Source organism: Bradyrhizobium algeriense, assembly GCF_003062295.1.
GTDB classification, from domain to species: Bacteria; Pseudomonadota; Alphaproteobacteria; order Rhizobiales; family Xanthobacteraceae; genus Bradyrhizobium; species Bradyrhizobium algeriense.
This window is the reverse complement of record NZ_PYCN01000001.1, coordinates 87,234-111,405: the sequence shown is the minus strand read 5'-3', so window position 1 is coordinate 111,405 and position 24,172 is coordinate 87,234. Positions and strand designations below refer to the sequence as shown.

The window sequence follows — 24,172 nt, the reverse complement described above, 5'->3', positions numbered from 1 at the left end:
AAGCCGCCGGTTTGTTCCTGGAACGGCCAATCGCCCGAAGCTACCAGTCATTTTCCGCAAGCCCCTTGAAGCGCAACTCTGACCTACCTAGGTCGCATGCTGTAGGTTCCGATCGATCTTCAGGTGGACGATCGCGTGCTGTTCGGCAAATGGTCGGGCACCGAGGTCAAGATCGAGGGCACCGAATATTTGATCACAACGACATCATGGGCGTGCTGGGTGGGTCCCGGCGCTAGTCACAAGGCCGCTTGAAAGCACGCGCGATGTAAGAGCAACCGAGGAACAGTATCTTAGGAGCAAGACCATGGCTGCCAAGGAAGTCAAATTCTCGGTCGATGCCCGCGAGAAGATGCTGCGCGGCGTCGACATTCTCGCCAATACAGTGAAAGTCACGCTTGGTCCGAAAGGAAGAAACGTCGTTATCGAAAAGTCGTTCGGTGCGCCACGCATCACCAAGGATGGCGTGACCGTCGCGAAAGAGATCGAGCTCGACGACAAGTTCGAGAACATGGGCGCCCAGATGGTGCGCGAGGTGGCGTCGAAGACATCGGATCGAGTTGGCGACGGCACCACGACTGCCACCGTGCTTGCCCAGGCGATCGTGAAAGAGGGGGCGAAGGCGGTCGCCGCAGGCGTGAATCCGATGGACCTCAAGCGCGGTATCGACCGCGCTATCGATGCGTTGATCAGTGATATCGAGAAGAACTCCAAAAAGATCACCTCGAATGACGAGATTGCGCAGGTTGCAACCATTTCGGCTAACGGCGATGCCGAGATCGGCCGCTTCCTGGCCGATGCCATGAAGAAGGTCGGTAACGACGGCGTCATTACCGTGGAAGAGGCCAAGTCGCTGCAGACCGAGCTCGAAGTGGTCGAGGGAATGCAGTTCGACCGCGGCTATATCTCGCCCTACTTCGTTACCAACGCCGAGAAGATGCGGGTCGAGCTCGAGGATCCCTACATTCTGATTCACGAAAAGAAGCTGTCGGTACTGCAGCCGATGCTGCCGCTGCTTGAATCGATCGTTCAGTCAGGCAAGCCGCTGCTCGTCGTTGCTGAGGACGTGGAGGGCGAGGCGCTTGCCACCCTTGTCGTCAACAGGCTGAGGGGCGGGCTGAAAGTCGCGGCAGTGAAAGCGCCCGGCTTCGGTGATCGCCGCAAGGCGATGCTTCAGGATATCGCCATCCTTACCGGCGGAACCATGATCTCGGAGGATCTCGGCATCAAGCTGGAGAGCGTGACCACCAATATGCTGGGCCACGCCAGGAAGGTGAGGATCGAGAAGGAGAATACGACGATCGTCAACGGCGGCGGCAAGAAGGCCGATATCGAGGCTCGCATTGCCCAGATCAAGGCCGAGATCAAAGAGACCACCTCCGATTATGATCGTGAGAAACTCCAGGAGCGGCTCGCCAAGCTGGCGGACGGTGTCGCGGTGATCCGCGTCGGCGGGGCCACCGAGGTCGAGGTGAGGGAGCGCAAGGATCGCGTCGACGACGCGCTGCATGCCACCCGCGCTGCAGTAGAGGAAGGCATTTTGCCCGGCGGCGGCGTTCCCCTGCTTCGTGCCATCAAGGCGCTCGACAGGCTGAAAGTAACCAACGAGGATGAGCGCTACGGCGTCGAGATCGTGAAGAAGGCGCTGTCGTGGCCGACGCGCCAGATCGCCATCAACGCGGGCGAGGATGGCTCGCTCGTGGTCGGACAGATCCTGGACAAGGATACCTACGCCTTCGGATTTGATGCCCAGGCCGGCGAGTTCTGTAACCTGATCTCAAAGGGCATTATTGACCCCACCAAGGTCGTGCGCACCGCTCTCGAGGACGCGGCGTCGGTGGCGGGTCTTCTGGTCACCACGGAGGCCATGGTCGCTGAACTGCCGAAGAAGAAGGCGCCGCCGACGGCGCCGGGCGCGAGCATGGCCGACATGGACTATCAAATCTGAATAAGCCGCAAGGTGACTGGCGGGCCCGCAATGGCCCGCCAATCACCGGAGATTCAATTTCACGATGGCGCGTATGCCTTTCGGGGGCGGAACGCATTTGTGTTGATGTCGTTGCCGGCCTGAACCGAAGGCCAACCGTTGAATGGTGCTGGTAAATCCGTGGCGCGAACCTTACGGATCGAGCTCGGTATCCCAGTACAAATAATCCAGCCAGCTATCGTGCAGATAGTTCGGCGGAAACAGTCGCCCGTTGCGATGCAGTTGATGCACCGTCGGCGCAAACGGGTGTTGCCTTGGAAACATCCGCGCCTGCTGCGGCGTCAGATTGCCCTTGCGCAGATTGCACGGCGAACAGGCTGCGACGACATTTTCCCAGGTGGTCTGGCCGCCCTTGCTGCGCGGGATGATGTGATCGAAGGTGAGGTCGTCATGCGCGTGGCAGTACTGGCAGACAAAGCGGTCGCGCAGGAAGACGTTGAACCGGGTGAAGGCGGGGTGCGTCGTCGGCTTGACGAACGACTTCAGCGACACCACGCTCGGAAGCTGGATCTCGAAGGTCGGGCTGCGCACCGCGCGGTCGTAGTGCTCGACAATGTTGACGCGATCGAGAAACACCGCCTTGATCGCGTCCTGCCACGACCAGAGAGACAGCGGGTAATAACTCAGCGGCCGGAAGTCCGCGTTCAGCACCAATACCGGCCAACCGCCTTGCGAGACATGTGCGTTCAAGTAACGCTCCTGACCCCCATGTTAGCTGCGAAGCAGCATGCGCCTTGCATACTACAGGCAGCGTGACGGGATTGTGAAGAGCGTTCCGGGGCTTATCCGCCGCTGCCACCGTTCCGCCCGGATTTGCATGATGGCCGTGAAGACCGTTAAATCGGACGGATAGGCATCGTTCAGCCGCTGGCGGACCCCAGGAATGGCCACCCCTTCACGTTATCTTGAGGCTCCGCGCCGGTTACGGGCGTTCGTTCGCGCCCATGAAACGAGCCTGGTGGTGCTGGCGGCGATGATCGGAACCATCGGCGGCCTGGTGGTGCTGGCGATGAGTGTGGCGGTAGCGGCCCTGCACGCGCTGCTGTTCAACATCAGCATCGCGGAGCGGCTTTCCAGCCAGCCGAGTGTCGAGACGCTGCGGGCCGTGCTGGTTCCAAGTCTCGGCGGCTTGCTGCTCGGGGTGGCCCTGCTGCTGTTGCTGCGCTGGCGGCCTGCTCGTGAGATCGACCCGATCGAGGCCAACGCCCTTCATGGCGGGCGGATGTCGTTTCGCGGCAGCGTTATCGTGGCGCTACAAACCACCTGGTCCAGTGGGGTCGGAGCGTCGGTCGGCCTCGAAGCCGGATATACCCAGCTCGCGAGCGGCCTTGCCGCTTCGCTCGGCCGTGGATTTCACCTGCGCCGTGCCGACCAGCGCATCATGGTCGGCTGCGGAGCGGCGGCTGCGATCTCGGGCGCATTCGGCGCCCCGCTCGCCGGCGCCTTCTATGCTTTCGAACTCGTGATCGGAGGCTATACGTCGGCCGGCCTGACGCCGGTCGGCGTCGCCGCCGTGGCGGGTTACTTCGTGACCCATGGATTTGAGGAGCTGTCGCTCGGCATCAGCGTCGGCCCGGTCGGCGACGTGGTCGGGCGCGATCTTGCCATTGCTGCGCTGCTCGGAATTTTGGCGGCACTGTTCGGCATCCTCATCATGCGCGGCGTCGCGTTGTGCGAGACGGGGCTGGCGAAGACCCGTCTCTGGCCGCCGCTGCGCCCGACACTCGGCGGCCTCGCCGTCGGTCTGCTCGCGCTGCTGACGCCGCAGGTGATGTCATCAGGTCACGGCGCGTTGCATTTTTCCGGCCTCGTTTCGATGCCGTTGCAGATCATCGCCGGCGTCTTCGCGCTAAAGGCGCTGGCCTCGATCATCTCGCTCGGCTCCGGCTTCCGCGGCGGATTGTTCTTCGCCACGCTGTTCATGGGCGCGCTCGGCGGCCGCCTGTACGCCGCCGGCGTCGATCTGGTCTGGCCGGGCCTTGCGCTGGATCCCAATGTCTATGCCGTGATCGGGATGAGCGCGCTGTCGGCGTCGGTGATCGGCGGCCCGCTGACGATGTCGTTCATCGCGCTGGAATCGACCGGCAATCTCTGGCTCACCACGGTGGTGCTGGTCGCGGTCATGATCTCCACCCAGATCACCCGCGAATTGTTCGGCTACTCGTTCGCGACCTGGCGCCTGCATCTGCGCGGCGAAACCATCCGCAGCGCCGCCGATGTCGGCTGGATCCGCGATCTCACGGTCCGGCGCCTGATGCGGTCGGATGTCGCCACGGTCGATGCAGGTATCGGGATCGAGGACTTCCGGGTGAAATTTCCGCTGGGATCGAAGACGCAGGTCGTCGCGGTCGATGCCACGGGGCGCTATGTCGGGCTCGCGGTGGTCGCCGAAGCGCACGCACCTGACATCGATGCGGCGCGCGGCCTCATCGGCATCCTGCATCATCGGGACGTCGTGCTGCATCCGGCGATGAACATTCAGGAAGCCATCGCGGTCTTTGACGCCGCCGAAGCGGAATCGCTGGCGGTCGTCGAAGCCGGCGGCGAACACCGGCCGGTCGGAATTCTCACCGAGGCCCATGCCATGCGGCGCTACGCGGAAGAATCCGACAAACGCAGGCGGGAGGCGATCGGCGAGGTTTGAGCCCTCGCGGCTATGGTTTGGCAGCGCTCGTCACGAGCTTCAGGCCGAGACCGAACATGACCGCACCGGCCGCCCGATCAACCCAGGATTTGTACGATAGGTAAGCCCGTTGCGGGCCTGACGACGAGAAGAGCAAAGCCACCAACGCATACCAGGCGGTCTCGACGAGAAACACGGCTGCAAGCAGCGCGGCAGCAAACCCCAGCGAAAAGGACGCGGGGAGAAAAGCGGCGAACACGCTTGCATAGACGATGGCGGTCTTCGGGTTGCTTAGCTGTGTTGTGAGGCCCAGCCAGAACGCACCAACGGGCCGGCCGCCGCCTTTGCCGCTGTCGGCTGTGGCCGCGAGAGGCTGCGGCGCAGATCTGAATATGAGAAAGCCGAGGTAGCAAAGGTATAGACCGCCGAGGACCTTGAGGGCTGCATAGAGCGCCGGCACCGCCAGCAGGACGCTCTGCAGCCCGAGCAGCGCCGCGGCGCCGAAGATGGCGCCCCCTGCGCCCATGCCCAACGCGGTGGCAAGCGCGCGGACTCTGCTTGATGCGACAGCCACGCGGGCCACCATCACGAAGCTGGGCCCGGGGCTGATCACCCCGACGCTGAGCGCGGCGACGATGCTGGCGAGCGCTGCAAGTTCTTGCATTGTCTGATCCTCCGGATGGCTAGCACGGGCTTGAGTATAACAGGCACGGCTATTCGGTGTGCGGCGGAGCTTCGACCGCCCATTCCGGATCGGCGCCGAACGGGTGATCCATGAAAAACACCCAGCTGCCATCGGGTGACCGGCGGTGAACCTCCATACCGTGGTGATGCACCTCGGTTGGCTTGCCGTCCTTGTCGGTGCCCTTGATCAGCCACTGCGACCGCGTCATCGCAAAATCGCCGGAAACCGTCGTGTGATGGGTCACGACATCCATATGCGGCTTCAATCCGACATAGGCGGCCATCGTCTTGCGGATGCCGTCCGCGCCCCGCGCGATGCTGCTGCCGCCGTGGACTTCGTCGACCTGAACGATCGAGGCATCGGGGTGGTACATCGCGGCCGCGGCATCGACGTCCTGCGCATTGAACGCGCGCGCCAGCCAGAGATTGCAGAGTTCGGGGGACGGAGCTCCCATTGCTAAACTCCATGTGTGTGTTGTCAGTTGATCGATCATTGCGCTCAGGCAGCGGCCTCATGCTTCGCTGCAAAGCTGGAAGTAACGTCTGGCGGAGCGGAAAGCACGTTGGAGATACGCCAGCGCGGCTTGTGAAACTGCAAGGAACTCCTAGCTCTGCAGCCATGGAGGACTGGAACGAGCCCCAACTCGTATTGGCGGTGCATCGGGCAAGCAGCCTCACCGGCGCCGCCAAAGCGCTTGATATCGACCATTCGACCGCGTTCCGGCGTCTGAATGCCCTGGAAACGCGGCTCGGTGTTCGCCTGTTCGAACGGCTTCCCGGCGGCGCTTACCAGGCGACGCCGGCGGGCGAGCGGATGGCGGCAGCCGCCGAGCGGATGGAAGATGAAGCGCTCGCCATCGACCGCGACATTGCCGGCCGCGACCGCCGCCTCTCCGGCCGCTTGCGCGTCACCTCCTCGGAAACGCTGGCCTATCGAAAGCTGACCAGCCATCTCGCAACGTTCCGGCAGACCCATCCCGGCATCATCGTCGAGCTCGTGGTCGACAACCGCGTCCTCAACCTCTCGCGACGGGAGGCGGATATCGCCCTTCGCCCGATGCGGCCGAAGGAGGGCGATCTCTGGGGCCGCAAGCTCGCCGATGTCGCATGGACGATCTATGGCGCTGTGGCCTATCTCGAAGAGAGCGGCGGGGTCATTTCTTCCGCGGACGATCTCCGCCGTCACGCCCTGATCGGATGGGAAGAAACGGCTGTTGGCATCATGGCTGCCGATTGGCTGAATCGCATGGCGCCGGACGACGCCTTCGTCTACCGGACCAACAGCCTCGTCAATCAGTTCACCGCCGCGAAAGCCGGCATCGGTCTCGCGCTGCTTCCCTGCTATCTCGGCGACGAAGATTCCGACCTCGTCCGCGCGCTGCCTGGTCCGGTGCCGGATTTGGTTGGCGAACTATGGATCGTGACCCACGCCGACCTGAAGCGGACCGCGCGGGTGCGAGCGTTCTTCGATGTCGTTGGAGAGGGCCTTGCCCGTGAGCACAATCTGTTCGAGGGGCAGGGCCGATCCCGCCCTGCCGGCTAGATCTTCTCCAGCTTCTGCAGGCAGCGGCTCACCCGAACCTCCGGCGGCATCGGCGTGTCCGGAAAGCTGGTCTTCCAGTCGGTGACGCCGACTTCGCCGACATAGATGTCGCCCCTGGAATCCATCGCGATGCCGTGCGGCGCGAGGAATTTGCCGGCCTCCAGCCCCGGGCCGTTCTCGCCGCCGAGCCGGGCGATCCGCTTGCCCTGTGAATCCACGATGGATAGCCGCGGGCCGAGATTGGGCACCTTGCGGTTCACGGCCAGGCCGGGGCCGAGCTCGCCGATGATGAAATTCGGCTGCTTGCCGCCGCCGCAACGACACAGCGCGCAGGGCCGGTGCAAATTGTTCCACTGCGTCTCGTATTTGCCGTTGCCGTCGAACACCTGGACGCGATGGTTCTCGCGGTCGGCGACATAGACCCAGCCGTCGGCATCGGTCGCGATGTTATGGACGATGTTGAACTGGCCGGGATCGGTGCCGGGCTCGCCCCAGGTTTTCAGCAGCTTTCCATCCGGCGAATATTTATGGACGCAGGCATTGCCGTAGCCATCCGAGACATAGATCTCGCCCCTCGGCGACAGCGCCGTATGGGTGCAGCGGTGGAACGGCTCGCCGCTCATGAACGGCGCGGGCTTGTTTGGGATGCCGATCGTCAGCAGCACCTTGCCGTCGGTCGTGCACTTGCGCACGGTATGGTCGCCGTCATCGGTGCAATAGAGATTGTCCTCGGCGTCGATGTGCAGGCCGTGGGCGCGGTTGAACAGCCCTTCGCCCCAGCTCCTGAGGAAATTCCCTTCGCGGTCCAGCACCACCATCGGATGGTCGCCGCGGTTGAAGACGTAGATGCGGTCCTTGCTGTCGACCGCGACGGAGGCGGCGTCGGTCAGGCTCCAGCCGTCAGGCAGCTTGGCCCAGTTTTCCACCACGCGATAACGGTGCTCGCCCGAGCCGAGAATAGCCGGCATCTTCGCTCCTCCCCAATGTTGCATCGTTGATGCGAGTGTCGCAGACGCCGGTTCGGATCGCGAGGGGCTTTTGCGCATGGCCGCAGCCCGCCGATGGTGGCCTCTTGCGAGTATCGAGATGCATCGCGGATCGCGTTTCGGGTTTGCGTCGAAGCCTGTCCAGTCTAACTCCCCATATCCTCCGCCGCGATGATCCGCTGGCGAAGCGCCAGGCGTACCAGTTCGATGTCGGAGCCGACGCCGAGCTTGGCGCGGATCTGGTAGCGGGTGTTGGCCGCGGTCTTGACGCTGATATGCAGCGTGGTTGCGATCTCGTCCACGGATTTCTCCGCCAGCAGCATGCGCAGGATTTCGAATTCGCGCGGGCTCAGTGCGTCGATCGCCGAAGGCTCGCCGGCGAGGCTGTTGATGGCGAGTTCGTGGTCGATGTCGGGGCTGAGTGCGATGCGCCCGGCCATGACCTCGGTGATCGCGCGCAGCAGCGCCTCGGGCGGATTGCTTTTGGTGACAAAGCCGCGTGCGCCGGCCTTGATCGCCTGCACCGCATAGGCGGCGCTCTGGTGCATCGTGAAGACGAGGATGCGCGCGGACTTGTCCCATTGCCGGATGCGCCTGATGGCCTCGACCCCGCCAATTCCGGGCATCGACAGGTCCATGATGACGAGGTCGGGCCTGGCTTCCTTGTAGACGCGATAGGCGTCGGCCCCGTTGTCGGCTTCGGCGACGACTTGAAGGCGATCCTGCTTCTGCAACAGCGAGCGATAGCCCTCGCGCACGATTGCATGGTCATCCGCCAGCATCACGCGCGTGCGGCCTGCGGTGTCCGCCAAGTCTGAGGCTGCCAAGTCTGAGGCTGCCATGGCTAAGGCTCCGCCCGCATGGTGGGAATGCGCGCGACAAGCCGGGCGCCGCCCGCCTCGCGCCGCTCGAATTGCAACGTCCCTCCGAGCGAAACCACGCGCTCCTGCATACCGAGCAATCCCATGCCGGCTTTCGGCGCGAGGCTGGCGCCATCAGCTTCGCCGTCGTCCTCGACGGTCAGGACGATGTCGGCATCTCCGGCGTCGAGGCGCAATTGCACGTGCCTGGCGTGCGCGTGCTTTGCCGCATTGGTGATCGCCTCCTGCGCGATCCGGTAAAGACTGGCGCTGACACCGGGCGGCAAATTGTCGGCCTCGCCAATGACGGCAATCTCAAAGCGGGTGCGGCCCTTCTCAAAACCGTTCCAGCTCGCAACCAGGCTTTCGAGGCTGATTGTGAGGCCGAGTTCTTCGACATCGGGCGGACGCAGGCGCACCAGCGCCCCGCGCAGGGTTTCCATCATATGCGCGGTCGTGCGCGAGATGCCCCGGCATTCCTCGTGGAGCGGCGGGCATTCGCGCTCCGCTGTGTGGGCGGCGGCGGCGGCCTGCGCCGCGATGGCGGAAAGCGACTGGCCGAACTCGTCGTGCAGCTCGCGTGCAAGATGGCGCCGCTCCTCGTCCTGCACTTCGATCAGCTTTCGCGTCAGGGCGTTGCGTTCGGCGAGGGTGGTCTGCAGCCGTTCTGCAAGCGTATTGAATACGCCGGAGATGACTGACAATTCCGCGAGATCGAAGCGGGGCAGGCGCGCGGAAAGGTCGTTCGCCGCCAACTGGTTCAGCCCGGCGCCAATGGCCCGCGTCGGTCGCAGCGCGCGCGCCAGCGTGGCATAGACCGCAATGCAAAGCCCAGCCAGCGCGAAAGCCATGATGGAGAGCAGCCGGCTCGCCTCGCGCCAGCTCTGGCCGATCTGCGTGGCGGGGTCGAAGGTTGCGACGGCCGTGCCCCGGGCACTGCCCGCCACGACGACCGGCATCGAGACCGGTTCACCCGGACGAAAGATGGCGCGATAGAGCGACGCGAAGATTTCGGGTGCGGCCATTTCGTCGGCGGGCGCTCCGCTGCAGACGCCTTGCCGAAACGCGCCGGCGTTGTCGCGGTAGGCGATGCAGAGCCCCGGCTCCATCAACGCCGCGATTCCCTGCAAATCCGGCGTCGAGTTGATGGACACCGAGACCCATTGCGCCCGCGATTGCTGCAACGAGATATCCCGGGCCACGATCTCGGCGATACGGCTTGCTTTGGCCTTCGCGGCACGGTCGCTGTCAAACAAGGCGTAGGCCGCGACCGCGATGAAGCAAACCGCCGCGAGTGCTGCGACGCGCAATGCCAGCCGCAGCTTCAGATCGATGGCGGGCGGGCGGCTCGCCACGGAGTTGGATGCCTGTCGCAAGCTTCCTCCTCAAGCTTTTTCCCATCGGCTTCAATAGTGAGGCAAATCTCGCCGGGAAGAAAGTGGGGCAGGAGGGGCAGGACAAGATCGGGTATTTCACCCGGTCGATCCAGGGAGAGCTGCCGTTTCGGCAGGGCAGCAGATCGGGCGATATCGCAACGAGCAAGGCAGTTCCGGGTTAACAGTTCCGAGGTGATCCATGTGCTCCATCGCCCTTATCCTTGCTCCGGCCATCGTACTTGCAGCGCTATCGACGGCTGGAGCCGCTGAGGCGGTCGCGCCGTCTCCGATCAAAATTGCGGTGTTTCCGTTTGAACTGGAGGATTTCAGCGCCGGGGCCGCCTACGCCGCCCCTGATGACATCGACCGCGAGCAATTGCGGCTGTCGACGGAGGAAGCCCGTCGGCTGATCGCGGCATCCGGGCGCTACCAGCTGGTCGACGTCGGCACTGTGAACGACCAGGCGGCGAAGGCGGGCAAGTTGCGGGATTGCGACGGCTGCGACGCCAGGATCGCCGCCGGCCTCGACGCAGATCAATCAATGATCGGGATCGTCACGCGCATCACCCGAATGGAGTACGCGGTCACCTACAAGGTTCGCGACGCCAGATCCGGGGCGATCGTCGCCGTCGCGCAGACCGACCTGCGCATGGGCGCCAACGTGGCCTGGAGCCGCGGGGCGCGGTGGCTGATCGAGAACCGTCTGCTGGAGCAGGCGAAATAGTTTGCCAGAACGACACGCAAGTTATGCAATGCAAAGGAACCATTTGCGATGGAAAATCTGATGAAACTGCGGATGTTGAGCCTCGCTTTGACCGCCGCCGCAGTTGTCTGCGCCTGTTCTGTCCGGCAAGGTCTGGCGCAGGCGCCGACGCTCGTGTTCGCCGTCGCCGAAATCCACTATGTCGACACCTCGGGTGAGGTGATCGATCAAAGCGCCGACCATCGCCGGCGGCTGCGTGAATTCGAAGCCGCGTTGCGCAGCGATCTGGTAGCGAGCGGAAAGATAGCGAATGCAGCGCTTGAATGTCCGCCAAACGCCTGCTCGGTGGGCGACATCCATGACGCTCAGCTGCTGGGCAAGGCGAAGGAGGCCGGCGCCACCCATCTATTGATTGGCCGCTTTCACAAGATGAGCACGCTGATACAGCAGGCGAAATTCGACGTCATCGACGTGAAAGGGCGGAAAGTCGTGTTTTATCGCTATATCAGCTTCCGCGGCGACAACGACGAGGCCTGGCGCCGGGCGGAATCCTTCCTTGCCCGGCAAATCCTCGATCACGGCGAATGGTGAACGGCAGCGCTGGCGTCAGCGATGCAGCAGCCCCTCCTCGATCGCCTTGATCTGCAGCGCTAAATGTTTTGAGCCGATGCGGCATTGCGCCAGGCCGCCGGCGATCAGCCAGAGGCCGGGCTGGCCGGTGCGCGTATACATGTTGCGCAGCTCCTGTTCCTCGCCGAATCCCCAGATCGTGCCGACGCGTTTTTCGACCGCCTCGCCGAACAGCTTTCGCACCAGCTCTTCCTGCCGCTTGTAGCCGGTCGCCAGCACGACCAGGTCGGCGGCAACGGTCTCGCCGCCCTTCATTCTGGCACCGGCAGCCGTGAACGTGTCGAGATCGGCGAATTGCCTGAGCGCGATATCGCCCTTCACGATCAGGTCGGAGCAGCCGACGTTGAAATAATAGCCGCCGCCGCGCGTGAGATATTTGAACTGCCAGCCGGTATTGTCTTCGCCGAAATCGAGCTTGAAGCCGACGCGCTCCAGGCCTTCGAGCAATTCCTTGTCGAGCGCCTTGGATTTTTCTGCAGTCATCGCGTGACTCCTGCGCGCCAGCTTGAGCGGCATCGAGACGGTGATCAGGTCATTATCCTCGAGCGCACCTTCGTTGTAGGGCGCGTAGACCAGTTGCGCCGACGGCTCGATGCTGACGATCAGCGTGGAAGAGCGCTGGAACAGCGTGACTTTTGCGCCGCTCGAATGCAGGTCCTGCGCGATGTCGTGGCCGCTGTTGCCGGTGCCGATCACGATGGCGCGCTTGCCCTTCCAGTTCTCGCCGTCGTCATACTGGCTGGAATGCATCACCTTGCCGGCAAAATCCTTCAGCCCGGCAATCTCAGGCACGCTCGGAATGCCGCTGACGCCGGTCGCGAGCACGACATGGCGCGGATGCATGGTGCGCTTGGCGCCGTCGGCACGGCGCAGCGTCACCGTCCAGCGGCCTTGCTGCTCATCGTAGCTGCCGCCCTCGAACTCGGTCTCGGTCCAGAAGTTCAGCTCCATGGCCTCGACATAGGCCTCGAACCAGTTGGCGAGCTTGTCCTTGGGGATGTAAGTCGGCCAGTTCGGCGGGAAATGCAGGTAAGGCAGGTGGTTGACCTGCACTTGATTATGCAGCGTCAGCGCATGGTAGCGCTTGCGCCAGTTGTCGCCGATGCGTTTTTCGCGATCGACGATCAGCGTATCGACGTTCAACTGCTTCAGCCGCGCGGCAATGGAAAGACCGGATTGTCCGCCGCCGATCACGAGCACCGTCGGATCGTGGTCGGCATATTCGGCGGAGGCCTTGCGCAGGTCGAGCCAGTTAGGCCCGCGAAAGTCCCGTGAATAGGCGTTGCCGCGCGGGCGATTGCCGCCGAGCTGTTCCTCAAAGCCTTTGAGTTCGCCAAGCTCGGTCAAGAGCGTCCAGGCCTTCAAACGGTTGCCATCGTCCGCATCGGGGATCAGGCGGATGATGCCGCTGCCGCGCCCGACCCTGGTTTCGAATTTGAAGATGGCCTCGATCGCGTTGGTGCCGGCGCGCATCACCTTGCGCGGTGCGGCGCGACCGGGCGCAATGGCGAAGCCGCTCGGCTCAGCGCTGCGGGCCAGTGGCGGCAGCGCCTTCAGGATGGCCTCTCTGCCGTTCAGCGTCTGGATGTTCCAGCTCAGCGCCAGCACATCGCGCCAATAGCTGTCGGGATGGAACAGTGACTTCAGCAGCGCGTCGTCCGGCTTCGCCAGCGCTTCCTCGAACTGCGCAAGCCAATTGTCGGCGGCAACCGAACTGTCGTCCGTCCTGTCGAGCATGGGCGTTTCCCATCACCAGCCGTCTGTGCGGCGTTTCCCTGTCTGCGAAGCCTATACCTATTCGGGACAGCGCAGAAAGGGCGTGAGGAGATGCCGCCTATTCCGTTAGAGAGAGGATAAGCCCCTGATCCGGCGGCACGCGGCCGTTGAGGGTATCAAGATAGGCGCGTTGAACGGCTGCAGGCCCATGGCTCTCGCTCACTTTCACCCACTGATCCAGCCTCGGGACGAAGCCTGACCATGCGGCGCCAAACCGCATGTCGACGCCGCCCGGTCCCCATTCCTTGGCCCGCTTGCGGATCTGGTCCGGCGCGAAGAACCAACTCGGCTTCGCGCCCGGCAATTCCGGCTCGTCGGCCGCCGTGCTGCGATGGGTTAGCCCGACCCGGCCGGAGTATTTCATCTGCTCGCCGAAATGCCGGTGCAGTTGTTCGCGCAAGGAGCTGTTGCCCGCCATGTCGACATACGCCACGGGCAGGTCCGCCGCCATCGAGTTCACGCGGTCATAGGTCACAACGTCGTCGTAGCAGCCGAGCGATTTGACGAACTCGCTATTGCCGGCCGAAGTCAGGCCGATCACCTTGATGCCTCTCGCGTGCACAAGATGCGCAAGGCCATAGGCGGTCTTGCTGGAGGCCGAGGAGAGCATCACGCGCTTTGCGCCATAGAATTCATTCTCGGCGAGAAAGTCGTCGACCAGGAACGACAGCATGAATAAAGGCCGCAACAGCGCCTGATAGTCGCCCTGCTTGCCGGTAAACGCCGGATCGCCGCTAACGCGCGCATAGGCGTTGTAGACCGGCGCCACGCCTTGCCGGTGCGCGGCGCCATCGCGCAGGCCGCGCTTGGTGACGTCGGCAGCCTCGATCACGAGATGCGTCGACATCGGGAAATAGCCGAACAGGGTTTCGCCTGTGGCGACGCCGGGATGTTTTGACGCGATCACCTCGCCAAATCCCCATACCGGAACGTTGCCGAAACCTTCGGGGGCCGGAAACAGCTGCCAGTATTTCAACACATCGCCCATCACCGCATAGGTGATGTTGTTGGCGGTGAAGGCAAAGCGCGTGACCTTCACCAGCAGCGCCTCATCAGGCAGCGCGGCCGCGTCAGGCAGGTGCGTCTCGATTACCTTGCATTGCTGCAGATCGTTGCGGGCAACGATGAAGTCGGTGGCTTTCATTGTTTCGATCCCTGCATCTTCACATGCAGCGATCTTTGCGCCGTCCGATGACCCTTTTGCAACAGCAATTACGTTTAAAACGCTGTTCGGTTTTCATGCAGGAATGCCGCAATCGCCGGCTCCGTCATTGCCTGCGACAAACGCGAAGCGTTTGCGCAAGGGAGCGCAGCGACGAAGCAATCCATGCCTCCGCGTGTGACGCCATGGATTGCCTCGCTTCGCTCGCAATGACGCGGAGGTGCGGAACGTATCCCTTCACGCCATCGCGCGCAGTCGGCCCTCGGTATACAGATCACGCAGCTTGCGCTTGAAAATCTTGCCGGTGGCTTCGCGGGGCATCGCATCCATGAACTGGATGTCCTTCGGCACCTTGAAGTTCGCAAGACGTCCGCGCAAGAACTCCTGCACCGTGGCGGGCGACAATGCGGTATTCGCTTCCGGCTCGATGCAGGCGAACAGCCGCTCGCCGAATTCGTCGTCGGGCACGCCGAACACTGCGCAGTCGCGCACGCCGTCCATGCCGATCAGCGCGTTCTCGATCTCCGCCGGATAGATGTTGACGCCGCCCGAGATCACCATGTCGCGCTTGCGGTCGCACAGGAACAGATAGCCGTCCTCGTCGAGGTAGCCGACATCGCCGACGCTGACGAGGCCGTCGCGGCCAGCCTCAGTGCGCGCCTCGGCCTTGCCGTGGTAGTCGAAATCCGGAACGGACATTTGCCGCATGAAGATCTCGCCGGGCTCATTGACGCCGCACAATTCGCCGTCCGGGCGGAAGATTTTGACGACGCCGCCTTCGATGGCCCGTCCGACGGTGCCGGGTTTTACCAGCGCCTCCTCGGCCGAGTGCCACACCGGAATGCCGGTTTCGGTCGAGCCGAAATATTCGTTGATGACCGGACCCCACCATTCGATCATGGCGCGCTTGACCTGCGGCGGGCAGGGCGCCGCGCCGTGAACGATGAAGCGCAGCGACGACAGATCGTAACGCCGCTTGACGTCATCCGGCAGCCGCAACAGGCGCACGAACATCGTGGGCACCATGTGCATGTGGGTGACGCGATGACGTTCGATCAGCTGCAGCATGTCCTCGGGATCGAAGCGCGGTTCGAGCACGATTTTGCAAGCACTGCGGAACGCCAGCATGCCGTAGGAGTTCGGCGCCGAATGATACATCGGGCCGTTCATCAGAATGACCTGATCTTCGTTCGGCTTCACGCCATAGGCGATGCCGCCGACCCGTGCCGAGGCCGCAACCTGTTCTGGCTTCATCGGCTTGCGGCGCACGCCCTTGGGCAGGCCGGTCGTGCCCGACGTATAGAACATCGGCGCGCTGCCGATCGGAGCTTCCTGCAACGGTGTATGCGTGTCGCGCCAGCGGTCCCAGTCGGTTATGCCGTCGGGGACTTGCGTCAGCGAAGGCGCAACATTGAACGCGGCGGCGATTTCCGGCGGCGTGGTTACTACCAGCAGCTTGATATCGCCGGGCAGGCCGTCCCTGATCTGCGGCAGCAGGTCGGCGTGGCAGACCAGGATTTTGGCGCCGCTGTCGGCCAGGATGTAGGCGACTTCCTCGGCCTTCAGATGCCAGTTGATCGGCACCACCGGGCTGCCCAGCGCCGCCGCCCCGACCGAGACTTCGAAGAACGCGAAGTCATTACGCAGCATCATGCCGACGGGAACGCCGCCGCCGACGCCGAACGCCCTGAAGCCGGCGGCCGCCCGCGCGATGCGGGCGTGGATCTCGGGATAGCTGATTTGGCGTTCGCCGCTGATGATCGATGTCAAATTATCCTCCTTGGCCGATCGAGGCCCTCGGGCCTAGCCGTCATCCAGAATGTCGTCGAAGCCGATCCAGCTTTTGCCGTCGAAGCGACGCAGCCTCAATTGCTGGAATGGCAGATAGTCGTCGGCATCGGTCGATACTGTGATGCCGGGCAACAGCAGCGGCAGTTGCACCTCGCGCAGCGACGCCGCCTGCTTCATGATGTTCTCGCGGCTCAGATCGCCCTTGCAGGCCATCAGCACCTTCACCATGAGATTGGCATAATGGTAGCCGGCAGCGTAGTTCGAATTGGTCAAATCCGCATTCGGCAGATACTGCTTCATGAAGGCGAAATATTCCTTCACGCCGGGGTCATTGGCCCATTGCGCGTCCAGCGTGTCCTTTACGTTGCTGGACGAGATCAGGCCGACGGCGTTATCGAGGCCGGCGGGTTCCAGGAACGAAATCGATGACGCCGAGGTCGGCACGAAGAACAGGTCCGGCTTCCAGTTGATCTCGGCAACGCCCTTGATCATCTGCGAGGTGAACTTGCCGAGCACGACACCGAACATCACGTTGGCGCCGGAGGCCTTCAGCGTCGCAAGCTGCGAACTGATCGTCGGCGCGCTGGTCTCGTAGGTTGCTTCCGACACGATCATGGTCGCCGCCTTGTCGCCCAGGCCGCGCTTGAAGCCAGCGACGTAGTCGCGGCCGAAATCGTCGTTCTGCGAAAGGATGGCGATCTTGGCGTCAGGCTTGGTTCGCAGGATATGCTTGGCATAGACGACGCCCTCGGACTGGTAGGTCGCCATTCCCGGCATGGTCCAGCGGAAACTCTTCGGGTCGGCCCACTTGGTCGCGCCGCTCAGCACGAATAGTTGTGGCACCTTCTTGCCATTGAGGTAGCGATGCACCGCATTGTTGGTGGCGGTCCCGAGCGAACCGAACATCAGCAGTACTTCCTCCTGCTCGACGAGTTTTCGTGTCTGCTCGACCGTCTTGGGTGGCGAGTAGGCGTCGTCGAGGCTGATGAACTTGATCTTGCGGCCATTGATCCCGCCTTCGGCGTTGATCTTCTCGAAGTAGGCCTCCTGCGCCCGGCCGATGATGCCGAAGCCGGAGGCCGGGCCGCTGTAGGGCAGCGTCTGGCCGATGCGGATTTCGTCCTTGTCGCCCTCGGCGAGAGCGGCAGCATTTGCCAACAGCGCGAATGCGATCGTCAATAAAGGTCGCGACACTCTCATTGTTTCCGTCCCTCTGTTTTGTTTGTTTGGCTATTCGTTGTGCCGGCGTGTCTTACGCACGCGCTCGCTTGAGGAAGTCGCCACTAGCATCAGTGAATTCAGCCTTCAGTCGCTCCACCAGTTCGGCAACCGGCGGCGCATCCGCGATCTGGCCGATGCCCTGGCCGGAGCCCCAGATGTCGCGCCACGCCTTGGCCTTGGTGTTGCCGCCGGAACCGAAATTCATCTTCGACTTGTCGCCGAGCGGCAGATTGTCGGGATCAAGCCCCGCGGCCACGATCGAGGGCCCGAGATAATTGCCGTGCACGCCGGTGAACAGGTTGGAGTAGACGATGTCGTGTGCCGCGTGCTCGACCAGCGCGGCCTTGTAGGCCGGATCGGCGTTGGCTTCCGCGGTCGCGATGAAGCGCGTGCCCATGTAGGCCATGTCGGCGCCGAGCGCGAGCGCGGACGCAATACCCCAGCCGTCGGAGATCGCGCCCGACAGCAGGACGGTGCCCTTGAACCATTGCTTCACCTCGCGCAGCAGCGCGAACGGCGACAGCGTGCCGGCATGGCCGCCGGCGCCGGCGCAGACCAGAATGAGACCGTCGACGCCATGCTCGGCGGCTTTTCGCGCATGCTTGACGTTGATCACGTCATGGAAAACCACGCCGCCATAGGAATGCGCGGCGTGGACGATTTCGATCGGCGGCCGCAGCGAGGTGATGATGATCGGAACCTTGTGCTTTACGCAGGTCTCCATGTCCTTCATCAGCCGGTCGTTCGAGGCGTGGCAGATCTGGTTGACCGCGTAAGGCGCGACCTTCTTCTCCGGATGCAGCGCCTTGTACTCGCCGAGCTCGTTCTCGATTCGGCTCAGCCATTCGCCGAGTTTTTCGACGGGGCGGGCGTTCAGGGCGGGGAACGAGCCGACGATGCCGGCCTTGCACTGGGCGATCACGAGTTCCGGTCCGGACACGATGAACAGCGGCGAGCCGACCACCGGCAGTTCGAGCGAATTGGCAAGCGAAGCGGGCAGCGGCATTCGGTTCCTCCTTGATCGCGCAGGGCCGGTTACGTCCGGAGCGCATCCATTGATGTTGATTTGAGAGCTTCAGGCCGGGCGGAGCCGCTGACCTGCGCTTGTTGGCGGCATTATAGGGCTGGACGGCACGCTGCAGTCGTTCAATATTGAACAGGTGAGCAATCAGGAATGAACAGCGCGGCTGCGGCGTCGCGAGGGGGAGCCAATGGACTGGGAGCTGTGCAAGACCTTCGTCGCGGTGGCCGAGACCCGCAGCTTCGCCGCCGCCGCGCGCCGGTTGCGCTCAAGCCATCCGACGGTCGGCCGCAAGATTGCCGAACTGGAAGGCCAGCTCGGCATTCCCCTGTTCGCGCGCTCCAATGAAGGTCTTTCGCTGACCGCGCAGGGCCGCAAGTTTCGCGAGCACGTCGAGGCGATGGCGGCGGCGGCGCTGCGTGCGGAGGCTGCGGTGTCGGCGACGGGAGCGCAGGCGCGCGGCGTGGTCAAGCTGTCGATCGGTTCGACGCTCGCTTCGCACTGGCTGATGCCGAAGCTCGGTCCGTTCCTGCGCGCGCATGATCATATTCAGCTCGAGATCATCACCCATCCCTATCCGGCCAGCGTGCGCCGCCGCGAGGCCGATGTCGTGCTGCGCCCGGTGGACAGCGGCGAAGAGAATTTGATCGGGCGCAAGATCGGCCGCCTCGGCACCGGCTTCTACGCCTCGCGGGAGTACGCCGCGCGGCAGCGGCTCCCCGAACGGCGCGACGAATGGAAGGGACACAGCGTGATCGGCTTTGCCGACCGCTTGTCGAACGAGCGGCTGGCGCGCTGGAGCGACGCGATCACACGGCAGGGCTCGATGGTGATGCGTTGCTCGTCGCAAGGCGACATGCTTGCCGCGGCGCGCGCCGGTCTGGGGATATCAACGCTGTCCTGCTTTGTCGCGACCGCCTATCCAGATCTCGTCCGCGTCGCGCCACAGAAGCTCGCCAGCGTGGCGGACCTCTGGCTGCTGGCGCACCCCGATCTCGTCGAACTTCCAGCCGTGCGCGCGGTGATAGATTTCGTCACGGCTTCCGCGCGGGAGGATCGGGTACGGCTGCGGGGGTGATCTTGTCGGCCAGCACGCCCTCGCGCTTCTTCAGCACCCGGTAATAGCTCCACCACAGATGCGCCGCCGCGCCGCGCAGCGGGCGCCACGGCTCTGCCAGTGGCGCCATCTGCTTGGCGTTCGGGCGCGTCTGCAGGCCGAGGCCGATCTTGATCGCTTCCTGTATGGCGATATCGCCGGCCGGCCAGGCATCGCCATGGCCGAGGCAGAACAGCAGGTAGACGTCGGCGGTCCACGGGCCGATGCCGTGCAGCGCCGTCAGTGTGTGGTGCGCGGCGTCGGCGTCCTCTTCCGCCAGCACGTCGAGGTTCAGCCGTTCGGCCGCCAGTTCGCGCGCGATATTCTTCAGCGTCTTGATCTTGGCGGCGGAAAGCCCGAGCCGGCCGAGGCGGTCGGCGCGGGCTTTGCGGATGGAATCATGGTCGAACGGATCGAACGCGGCCGCCAGCCGCGCCCAGATCGCGCCGGCGCTGGCTGTGGATAATTGCTGGCCGCACACGATCGCGGCGAGGCCGGCGAATCCCGGTTCGCGCTGGCGTAGCGCCGGCATGCCCGTCAGCTCGAAAATCGGCTTCAGCCGCGCGTCCTGCTTGACCAGCGCGTGGACGGCGTCTTCGAGGTCGGACTGGCTGCTGAGGTGGATGGTCATTTACGGAATCTTCTTAGTCATGGCCGGGCATGGTAATCTGCCTTGTGCAGACTGCGAAAGTCGTCTGCGGTTTCCGGCTGTCGATATCTTTCTGCCTCGGCGGACAGGTCATAGCCCGCCCCTGAGTTGGAAAGATGAGCTTGAGAAGCATCCCACCCGAGATGGATGGCGAGAAGGTCGCGCTTATCGATGCACTGCTCGACCGCATCGCCGACGAGCATAGGGTATTCTTGCCACTGGCGATTGAGAGCGGAAGTCGTGCATGGGGCTTTTCCTCGCCCGATAGCGACTACGATTGTCGTTTCGTCTACGTGCGGCGTATTGCGGAGCATATCACCCCTTGGCCAGCGCGAGACGTCATCGAGTTTCCGCCCAAGGACGACCTGGACGCGAACGGATGGGATCTCGGCAAGGCGCTCCGGCTGCTGCTGAAGGGCAATGCGGTGATTGTCGAGTGGTTGTTGTCGCCGGTGATCTATCGCGGACAAGCCTGGTTCCGGGACGAATTTCTGGAATTCGCGCGGCATGCCGCGACCCGTGAGGCCATCGGTCGCCATTACCTTCATCTTGGAGAGCGCCAGCGACGGGTTTATTTTGGCGATGGGACTAGCGTGGCGCAGAAGAAAATCTTCTATGCGCTTCGTCCGGCCGCAGCCTTGCGCTGGATGCGGATGCATCCGCTGGAAACCATCGCGCCCATGCACTTCCCGACGCTGATGGCGGAATGCGATCCCCCGGCCGCGTTGAGCAGGGAGGTTTCCGATCTCATGCGCCGCAAGCTTGCAACGCGCGAACTTGGCGCTGCTCCACTGCCGCCTGTCGTCGCGCGCTTTCTCGATTCGGAATTCGAACTGGCGCGGGCGTCGTTTGAGAGCGGTCGCGCGCGGGCACCCGAAGAAGTCGTCGCGCAGGCCGGACGATTCTACCGGGCGGTTGTCGAGCGCCTGGAGCGGGAGGGCCATGGCAGCCCCGATATGCCGGGAGCTGCGTGATGCCGCCACCCGTTTTCCGATTTGCCCCGAGCCCGAACGGCTACCTCCATCTCGGTCACGCCTATTCGGCGCTGCTCAATTTCGACCTCGCGCGCCGCACGGGGGGACGGTTCCTGCTGCGGATCGAGGACATCGACGCCACAAGGTGCCGGCCGGAATTCGAGGCGGCGATCTACGAAGACCTCGCATGGCTCGGGATATCCTGGGAAACGCCGGTGCGGCGGCAATCGGAGCATTTTGCGCGCTATCGGGAGGCAGTCGAAAGATTGGCAGGCCTGGGTCTGATCTATCCGAGCTTCGAGAGCCGCGCGGAAATCGCCCGTCTGGTTGCGCAACGCGACGCAGACGCGCCGTGGCCGCGCGATCCGGACGGGGCGCCGCTCTATCCGGGCGCCGCCAAATCGCTGCCGCCGGAGCGCCGCCGACAGTTGATCGCGCAGGGCACGCCTTACGCGCTTCGGCTCGACATGCAGGCCGCGCTCGCGCGCACGAAAGAACTGGCTTGGCATGAGGATGGTGCAGGTCCCGGCGGCGAGGCCGGCGTCGTGCGCGCTGAGCCCGAAGCCTGGGGCGATGTCATCCTGGCGCGCAAGGAGACGCCAACGAGCTATCATCTGTCCGTCGTGATCGACGACGCCTTGCAGGGCGTTACCGATGTGGTGCGGGGCAGGGACCTGTTCTGGTCGACGAGTGTGCACCTGCTGTTGCAGCAGCTGCTCGGTATCCCGCAACCGGCCTATCGGCATCACCGGCTCATCGAAGATGCGTCGGGACACAAGCTCTCGAAATCGACGCAAGCCACGGCGTTGCGCGAATTGCGCGGGCGAGGCGCCACGCCTGCGGACATTCGCAGGCTCGTCGGTTTGTCCGGCCACTTCCGTGATACTACTGGGGGTTGTTGAAAACGTCTCCGTGACATCGGCTGCTATCGCGTGCCATGCTGGTCGCGGCAGAGGAAGGGGGACCATGGCGGCAAAGCGGCGCTCACAACGCATCACACGGCCAGCAAAGAAGCGGCCAGCGAAGAAGCGCGCATCCAGCGCCGCGGCAAAAATGCGCGGTGCCCGCAAATCCGCCGCCACCGGCGCTGGCATGGTCGAGACCGCGCTGGCGGCTTTCGCGCATGAGGTCCGCACGCCGCTCACAGGCATTCTGGCAATCAGCAATCTCCTGGCGACGTCCGAACTCAACGAGCGCGAGCGGCGCTGGGTCGACACCATCAAGGCGGGCGCGGAACATCTGGCGAGCCTTGCGACCCTGTTCGTCGATGCGGCGCGCAGCGGCGGTCCCGGGCTCGAGGTGCGGCAGGACTTCTTCGACCTGCGCACGCTCGCCCGCAATGCCGGTGATTCGCTGACCGGCCGCGCGGCGGCCAAGGGCCTGCAATCGTCGGTCGTCATTTCCGAAAAGCTGCCGGCATTTGCGATCGGCGATCCCGTGCGCCTGCGCGCGGCGGTGGAGAACCTGATCGACAATGCCGTGAAATTCACCGACCAGGGCAGTGTCGCCCTCCAGGTTACGCCTCTGCGCAGCCCGAAAGGCAAGGTCGCCGTTCAATTCGAGGTCTCCGACAGCGGGATCGGCATGACGCTGAGCGAGGTCAAACGCCTGTTCCGGCCGTTTTCGCAGGCCAATGTCTCCATTGCATCGCGCTTCGGCGGCGCCGGTCTCGGATTGTCGTCGGTCAAGCAACTGGCGTGCGCCATGGGCGGCGATGTCACCGTGACGCAACGCCGTGGCGGCGGCACCACCTTTACCTTCAATGTCGTGATGTCACCGGCAAAGGATGCGGTGACGGCGGCGTCGGGCGCCGATGGCGAGGCGTCGATCGGTTCGCCGCGGCCGTTGCGCCTGCTCAGCGTCGAGGACAATCCGTTCGGCCGCGTCGTGCTCAACGCGATCCTGACCGAGCTCGGTCACCAGACCGAGTTCATCGGCCAGGGCGAGGCCGCGCCGGAGCGGATCGCGCGGGGCGCATTCGATGCGGTGCTGATGGACATGGTCCTGCCGGGGATCAACGGCATCGAAGCGATCACGCGCATTCGCGCGCTTCAGCCGCCGCTCGGGCGCATTCCGATCATCGGCATATCCGGCCGCAGCGAGGACGAGGCGGCATCGCGCGCCGCCGGCGCCGACATCTTTCTAGTCAAGCCTGTGTCTCCGCGCGCTCTCGCGACTGCGCTGCATGAAGCGACATCCCCTTCGGCAACCGCGACTTCATGATCGCCGCATTCAGTTCGCCGCCGAAGACGAAAATCGCGGAAATGAAATACAGAAACACCAGCGCGATGATGACCGAAGCAAGCCCTGCATACATGGTCACGTAGTTGCTGGCGAAGCGCGCCAGATACTGGCCGAAAACGATGCCCGAAATCAGTGACGCCACCATTGTAAAGACGATGCCTGGCAGGATCTGCAGAAAACTTCGGCGGCCGCAGGGCAGCCAGGCATGCAGGACGAACAACGCCGCCGTCATCGCCGTGATCGTGATGCCGTAGCGGGCGAAATTGAGCAGGCTTTCGTTGGACTCGACGAAGAACGGAATGTGGCGGCGCGCCGTCTCCAGGATCAGCGGACCGAGCACGATCAGGAACGCCATCAAGAGCGACGTGACGGCGGCGACCAGCGTGTAGCCGATCGATTCCAGCCGCAGCCAGTACCACGCCCGCGGCTCGACCACCGAATAGGCGCGGTTCAGCGCGACCCGCAGCGCCTCGACGCCGTTGGAGGCGAAATAGACCGCCAGCACCGCGCCGACGGTCAGGATGTCGCCGCGCGTCGTGGTCAGCACGTCGTGGATTTCGCCCGACAGCGCGTCCGCGACCTGTTGCGGCCAGGTCTGCAGCAGCAGCCCCACCGCGCCGTCGGCCAGCTCCTTGGACCCGAAAAAGCCGGCCAGCGACGTCAGCACGATCAGGAACGGGAACAGCGCCATCAACGTCGACAGCGCGATATGGCTCGCGATCGCCCAGCCGTCATCGGCAAGGAACGTATAAAACGCCTCCATCACGACGAGGTAGACGAAGCGAATGAACCTCACATCTTACCCCGATCTGGCTACGAAGGTCCGGTCGTAAATTTGTGCTAGCATCT

General features: G+C 63.7%; 22 protein-coding genes and 1 pseudogene. 10 read left to right on the top strand and 13 right to left on the bottom strand.

The annotated features are described in order from the left end of the window. Positions 1 to 105: 105 nt before the first annotated feature. Together C7G61_RS00540 and groL are read left to right on the top strand one after the other, a co-directional pair. Positions 106 to 252 (top strand): annotated as a pseudogene (locus C7G61_RS00540) (co-chaperone GroES); the annotation flags it as partial. A gap of 52 nt (positions 253 to 304) precedes the next feature. Then, a complete protein-coding gene (gene groL, locus C7G61_RS00535) occupies positions 305 to 1,945 on the top strand; it encodes a chaperonin GroEL (RefSeq protein WP_108512136.1) in 1,641 nt (546 codons plus the stop codon). Positions 1,946 to 2,116: 171 nt separating this feature from the next. Here the strand turns inward: groL and C7G61_RS00530 are convergent, their stop codons facing one another. Further along, complete coding sequence (locus C7G61_RS00530) at positions 2,117 to 2,674, bottom strand: HNH endonuclease (protein WP_027539519.1); 558 nt, start codon at positions 2,672 to 2,674, stop codon at positions 2,117 to 2,119. Positions 2,675 to 2,867: 193 nt separating this feature from the next. Here C7G61_RS00530 and C7G61_RS00525 point away from each other — a divergent pair, with 193 nt between their 5' ends. After that, positions 2,868 to 4,628, top strand: coding sequence for a chloride channel protein (locus C7G61_RS00525; RefSeq protein ID WP_108512135.1), 1,761 nt, complete (start codon positions 2,868 to 2,870; stop codon positions 4,626 to 4,628). A gap of 10 nt (positions 4,629 to 4,638) precedes the next feature. Here C7G61_RS00525 and C7G61_RS00520 read toward each other — a convergent pair whose 3' ends face one another. Both C7G61_RS00520 and C7G61_RS00515 read right to left on the bottom strand, forming a co-directional pair. Beyond that, positions 4,639 to 5,271, bottom strand: coding sequence for a LysE family translocator (locus C7G61_RS00520; protein WP_108512134.1), 633 nt, complete (start codon positions 5,269 to 5,271; stop codon positions 4,639 to 4,641). A 49-nt stretch (positions 5,272 to 5,320) separates the two neighbouring features. Then, on the bottom strand, positions 5,321 to 5,746 hold the full coding sequence (locus tag C7G61_RS00515; protein WP_190241607.1) for a YybH family protein: 426 nt from the start codon (positions 5,744 to 5,746) through the stop codon (positions 5,321 to 5,323). 164 nt (positions 5,747 to 5,910) lie between these two features. Between C7G61_RS00515 and C7G61_RS00510 the strand changes: the two genes are divergently transcribed. Then, positions 5,911 to 6,834: a LysR family transcriptional regulator gene (locus C7G61_RS00510; protein WP_108512132.1), complete on the top strand. Its 924-nt coding sequence runs from the start codon at positions 5,911 to 5,913 to the stop codon at positions 6,832 to 6,834. On the opposite strand, the gene C7G61_RS00505 is transcribed toward C7G61_RS00510, so the two are convergent. From C7G61_RS00505 to C7G61_RS00495, 3 genes are all read right to left on the bottom strand, one after another. Further along, positions 6,831 to 7,802: a peptidyl-alpha-hydroxyglycine alpha-amidating lyase family protein gene (locus tag C7G61_RS00505; protein ID WP_108512131.1), complete on the bottom strand. Its 972-nt coding sequence runs from the start codon at positions 7,800 to 7,802 to the stop codon at positions 6,831 to 6,833. The genes C7G61_RS00510 and C7G61_RS00505 overlap by 4 nt on opposite strands. Positions 7,803 to 7,966: 164 nt before the next feature. Further along, entirely contained in the window at positions 7,967 to 8,602 is a 636-nt protein-coding gene (locus tag C7G61_RS00500; RefSeq protein ID WP_108512759.1) for a response regulator, read from the bottom strand. Between the two features lie 62 nt (positions 8,603 to 8,664). Continuing rightward, positions 8,665 to 10,056: a sensor histidine kinase gene (locus C7G61_RS00495; protein ID WP_244608079.1), complete on the bottom strand. Its 1,392-nt coding sequence runs from the start codon at positions 10,054 to 10,056 to the stop codon at positions 8,665 to 8,667. Between the two features lie 301 nt (positions 10,057 to 10,357). On the opposite strand from C7G61_RS00495, the gene C7G61_RS00485 reads away from it, so the two are divergent. Both C7G61_RS00485 and C7G61_RS00480 read left to right on the top strand, forming a co-directional pair. Continuing rightward, on the top strand, positions 10,358 to 10,780 hold the full coding sequence (locus C7G61_RS00485; protein ID WP_190241606.1) for a DUF3280 domain-containing protein: 423 nt from the start codon (positions 10,358 to 10,360) through the stop codon (positions 10,778 to 10,780). Positions 10,781 to 10,933: 153 nt separating this feature from the next. Then, entirely contained in the window at positions 10,934 to 11,350 is a 417-nt protein-coding gene (locus C7G61_RS00480; RefSeq protein ID WP_190241605.1) for a DUF2380 domain-containing protein, read from the top strand. Between the two features lie 15 nt (positions 11,351 to 11,365). Here C7G61_RS00480 and C7G61_RS00475 read toward each other — a convergent pair whose 3' ends face one another. The 5 genes from C7G61_RS00475 to C7G61_RS00455 form a co-directional block, all read right to left on the bottom strand. After that, on the bottom strand, positions 11,366 to 13,126 hold the full coding sequence (locus C7G61_RS00475; RefSeq protein ID WP_108512127.1) for a flavin-containing monooxygenase: 1,761 nt from the start codon (positions 13,124 to 13,126) through the stop codon (positions 11,366 to 11,368). Between the two features lie 97 nt (positions 13,127 to 13,223). Further along, entirely contained in the window at positions 13,224 to 14,309 is a 1,086-nt protein-coding gene (locus C7G61_RS00470; protein ID WP_108512126.1) for a DUF2855 family protein, read from the bottom strand. 255 nt (positions 14,310 to 14,564) lie between these two features. Next, entirely contained in the window at positions 14,565 to 16,097 is a 1,533-nt protein-coding gene (locus C7G61_RS00465) for an acyl-CoA synthetase (protein WP_108512125.1), read from the bottom strand. 33 nt (positions 16,098 to 16,130) lie between these two features. Beyond that, positions 16,131 to 17,318 (bottom strand): ABC transporter substrate-binding protein, encoded by a 1,188-nt coding sequence (locus tag C7G61_RS00460; protein WP_108512124.1) that lies wholly within the window; start codon positions 17,316 to 17,318, stop codon positions 16,131 to 16,133. Positions 17,319 to 17,370: 52 nt separating this feature from the next. Beyond that, the gene (locus C7G61_RS00455) at positions 17,371 to 18,345 is read right to left on the bottom strand and encodes an NAD(P)H-dependent flavin oxidoreductase (RefSeq protein WP_108512123.1); all 975 of its coding nucleotides are present in this window, start codon (positions 18,343 to 18,345) and stop codon (positions 17,371 to 17,373) included. Between the two features lie 205 nt (positions 18,346 to 18,550). Here C7G61_RS00455 and C7G61_RS00450 point away from each other — a divergent pair, with 205 nt between their 5' ends. Beyond that, positions 18,551 to 19,438, top strand: coding sequence for a LysR family transcriptional regulator (locus C7G61_RS00450; protein ID WP_108512122.1), 888 nt, complete (start codon positions 18,551 to 18,553; stop codon positions 19,436 to 19,438). Here C7G61_RS00450 and C7G61_RS00445 read toward each other — a convergent pair. Continuing rightward, positions 19,395 to 20,087, bottom strand: a complete 693-nt coding sequence (locus tag C7G61_RS00445; protein ID WP_108512121.1) for a DNA-3-methyladenine glycosylase family protein — start codon at positions 20,085 to 20,087, stop codon at positions 19,395 to 19,397. The genes C7G61_RS00450 and C7G61_RS00445 overlap by 44 nt on opposite strands. 134 nt (positions 20,088 to 20,221) lie before the next feature. Between C7G61_RS00445 and C7G61_RS00440 the strand changes: the two genes are divergently transcribed. The 3 genes from C7G61_RS00440 (at position 20,222) to C7G61_RS00430 (ending at position 23,302) form a co-directional block, all read left to right on the top strand. After that, a complete protein-coding gene (locus C7G61_RS00440) occupies positions 20,222 to 21,079 on the top strand; it encodes a nucleotidyltransferase domain-containing protein (RefSeq protein ID WP_108512120.1) in 858 nt (285 codons plus the stop codon). Further along, complete coding sequence (gene gluQRS / locus C7G61_RS00435; protein ID WP_108512119.1) at positions 21,079 to 21,981, top strand: tRNA glutamyl-Q(34) synthetase GluQRS; 903 nt, start codon at positions 21,079 to 21,081, stop codon at positions 21,979 to 21,981. The genes C7G61_RS00440 and gluQRS overlap by 1 nt, the downstream gene beginning before the upstream one ends. Before the next feature lie 64 nt (positions 21,982 to 22,045). Beyond that, positions 22,046 to 23,302 carry an ATP-binding protein gene (locus C7G61_RS00430; RefSeq protein WP_108512118.1) on the top strand — a complete coding sequence of 419 codons (1,257 nt, stop codon included), beginning with the start codon at positions 22,046 to 22,048 and terminating at the stop codon, positions 23,300 to 23,302. Here C7G61_RS00430 and C7G61_RS00425 read toward each other — a convergent pair. Beyond that, entirely contained in the window at positions 23,226 to 24,086 is an 861-nt protein-coding gene (locus tag C7G61_RS00425) for a YihY/virulence factor BrkB family protein (RefSeq protein WP_420836731.1), read from the bottom strand. The two genes, C7G61_RS00430 and C7G61_RS00425, sit on opposite strands and share 77 nt — an antisense overlap. Positions 24,087 to 24,172: the final 86 nt, after the last annotated feature.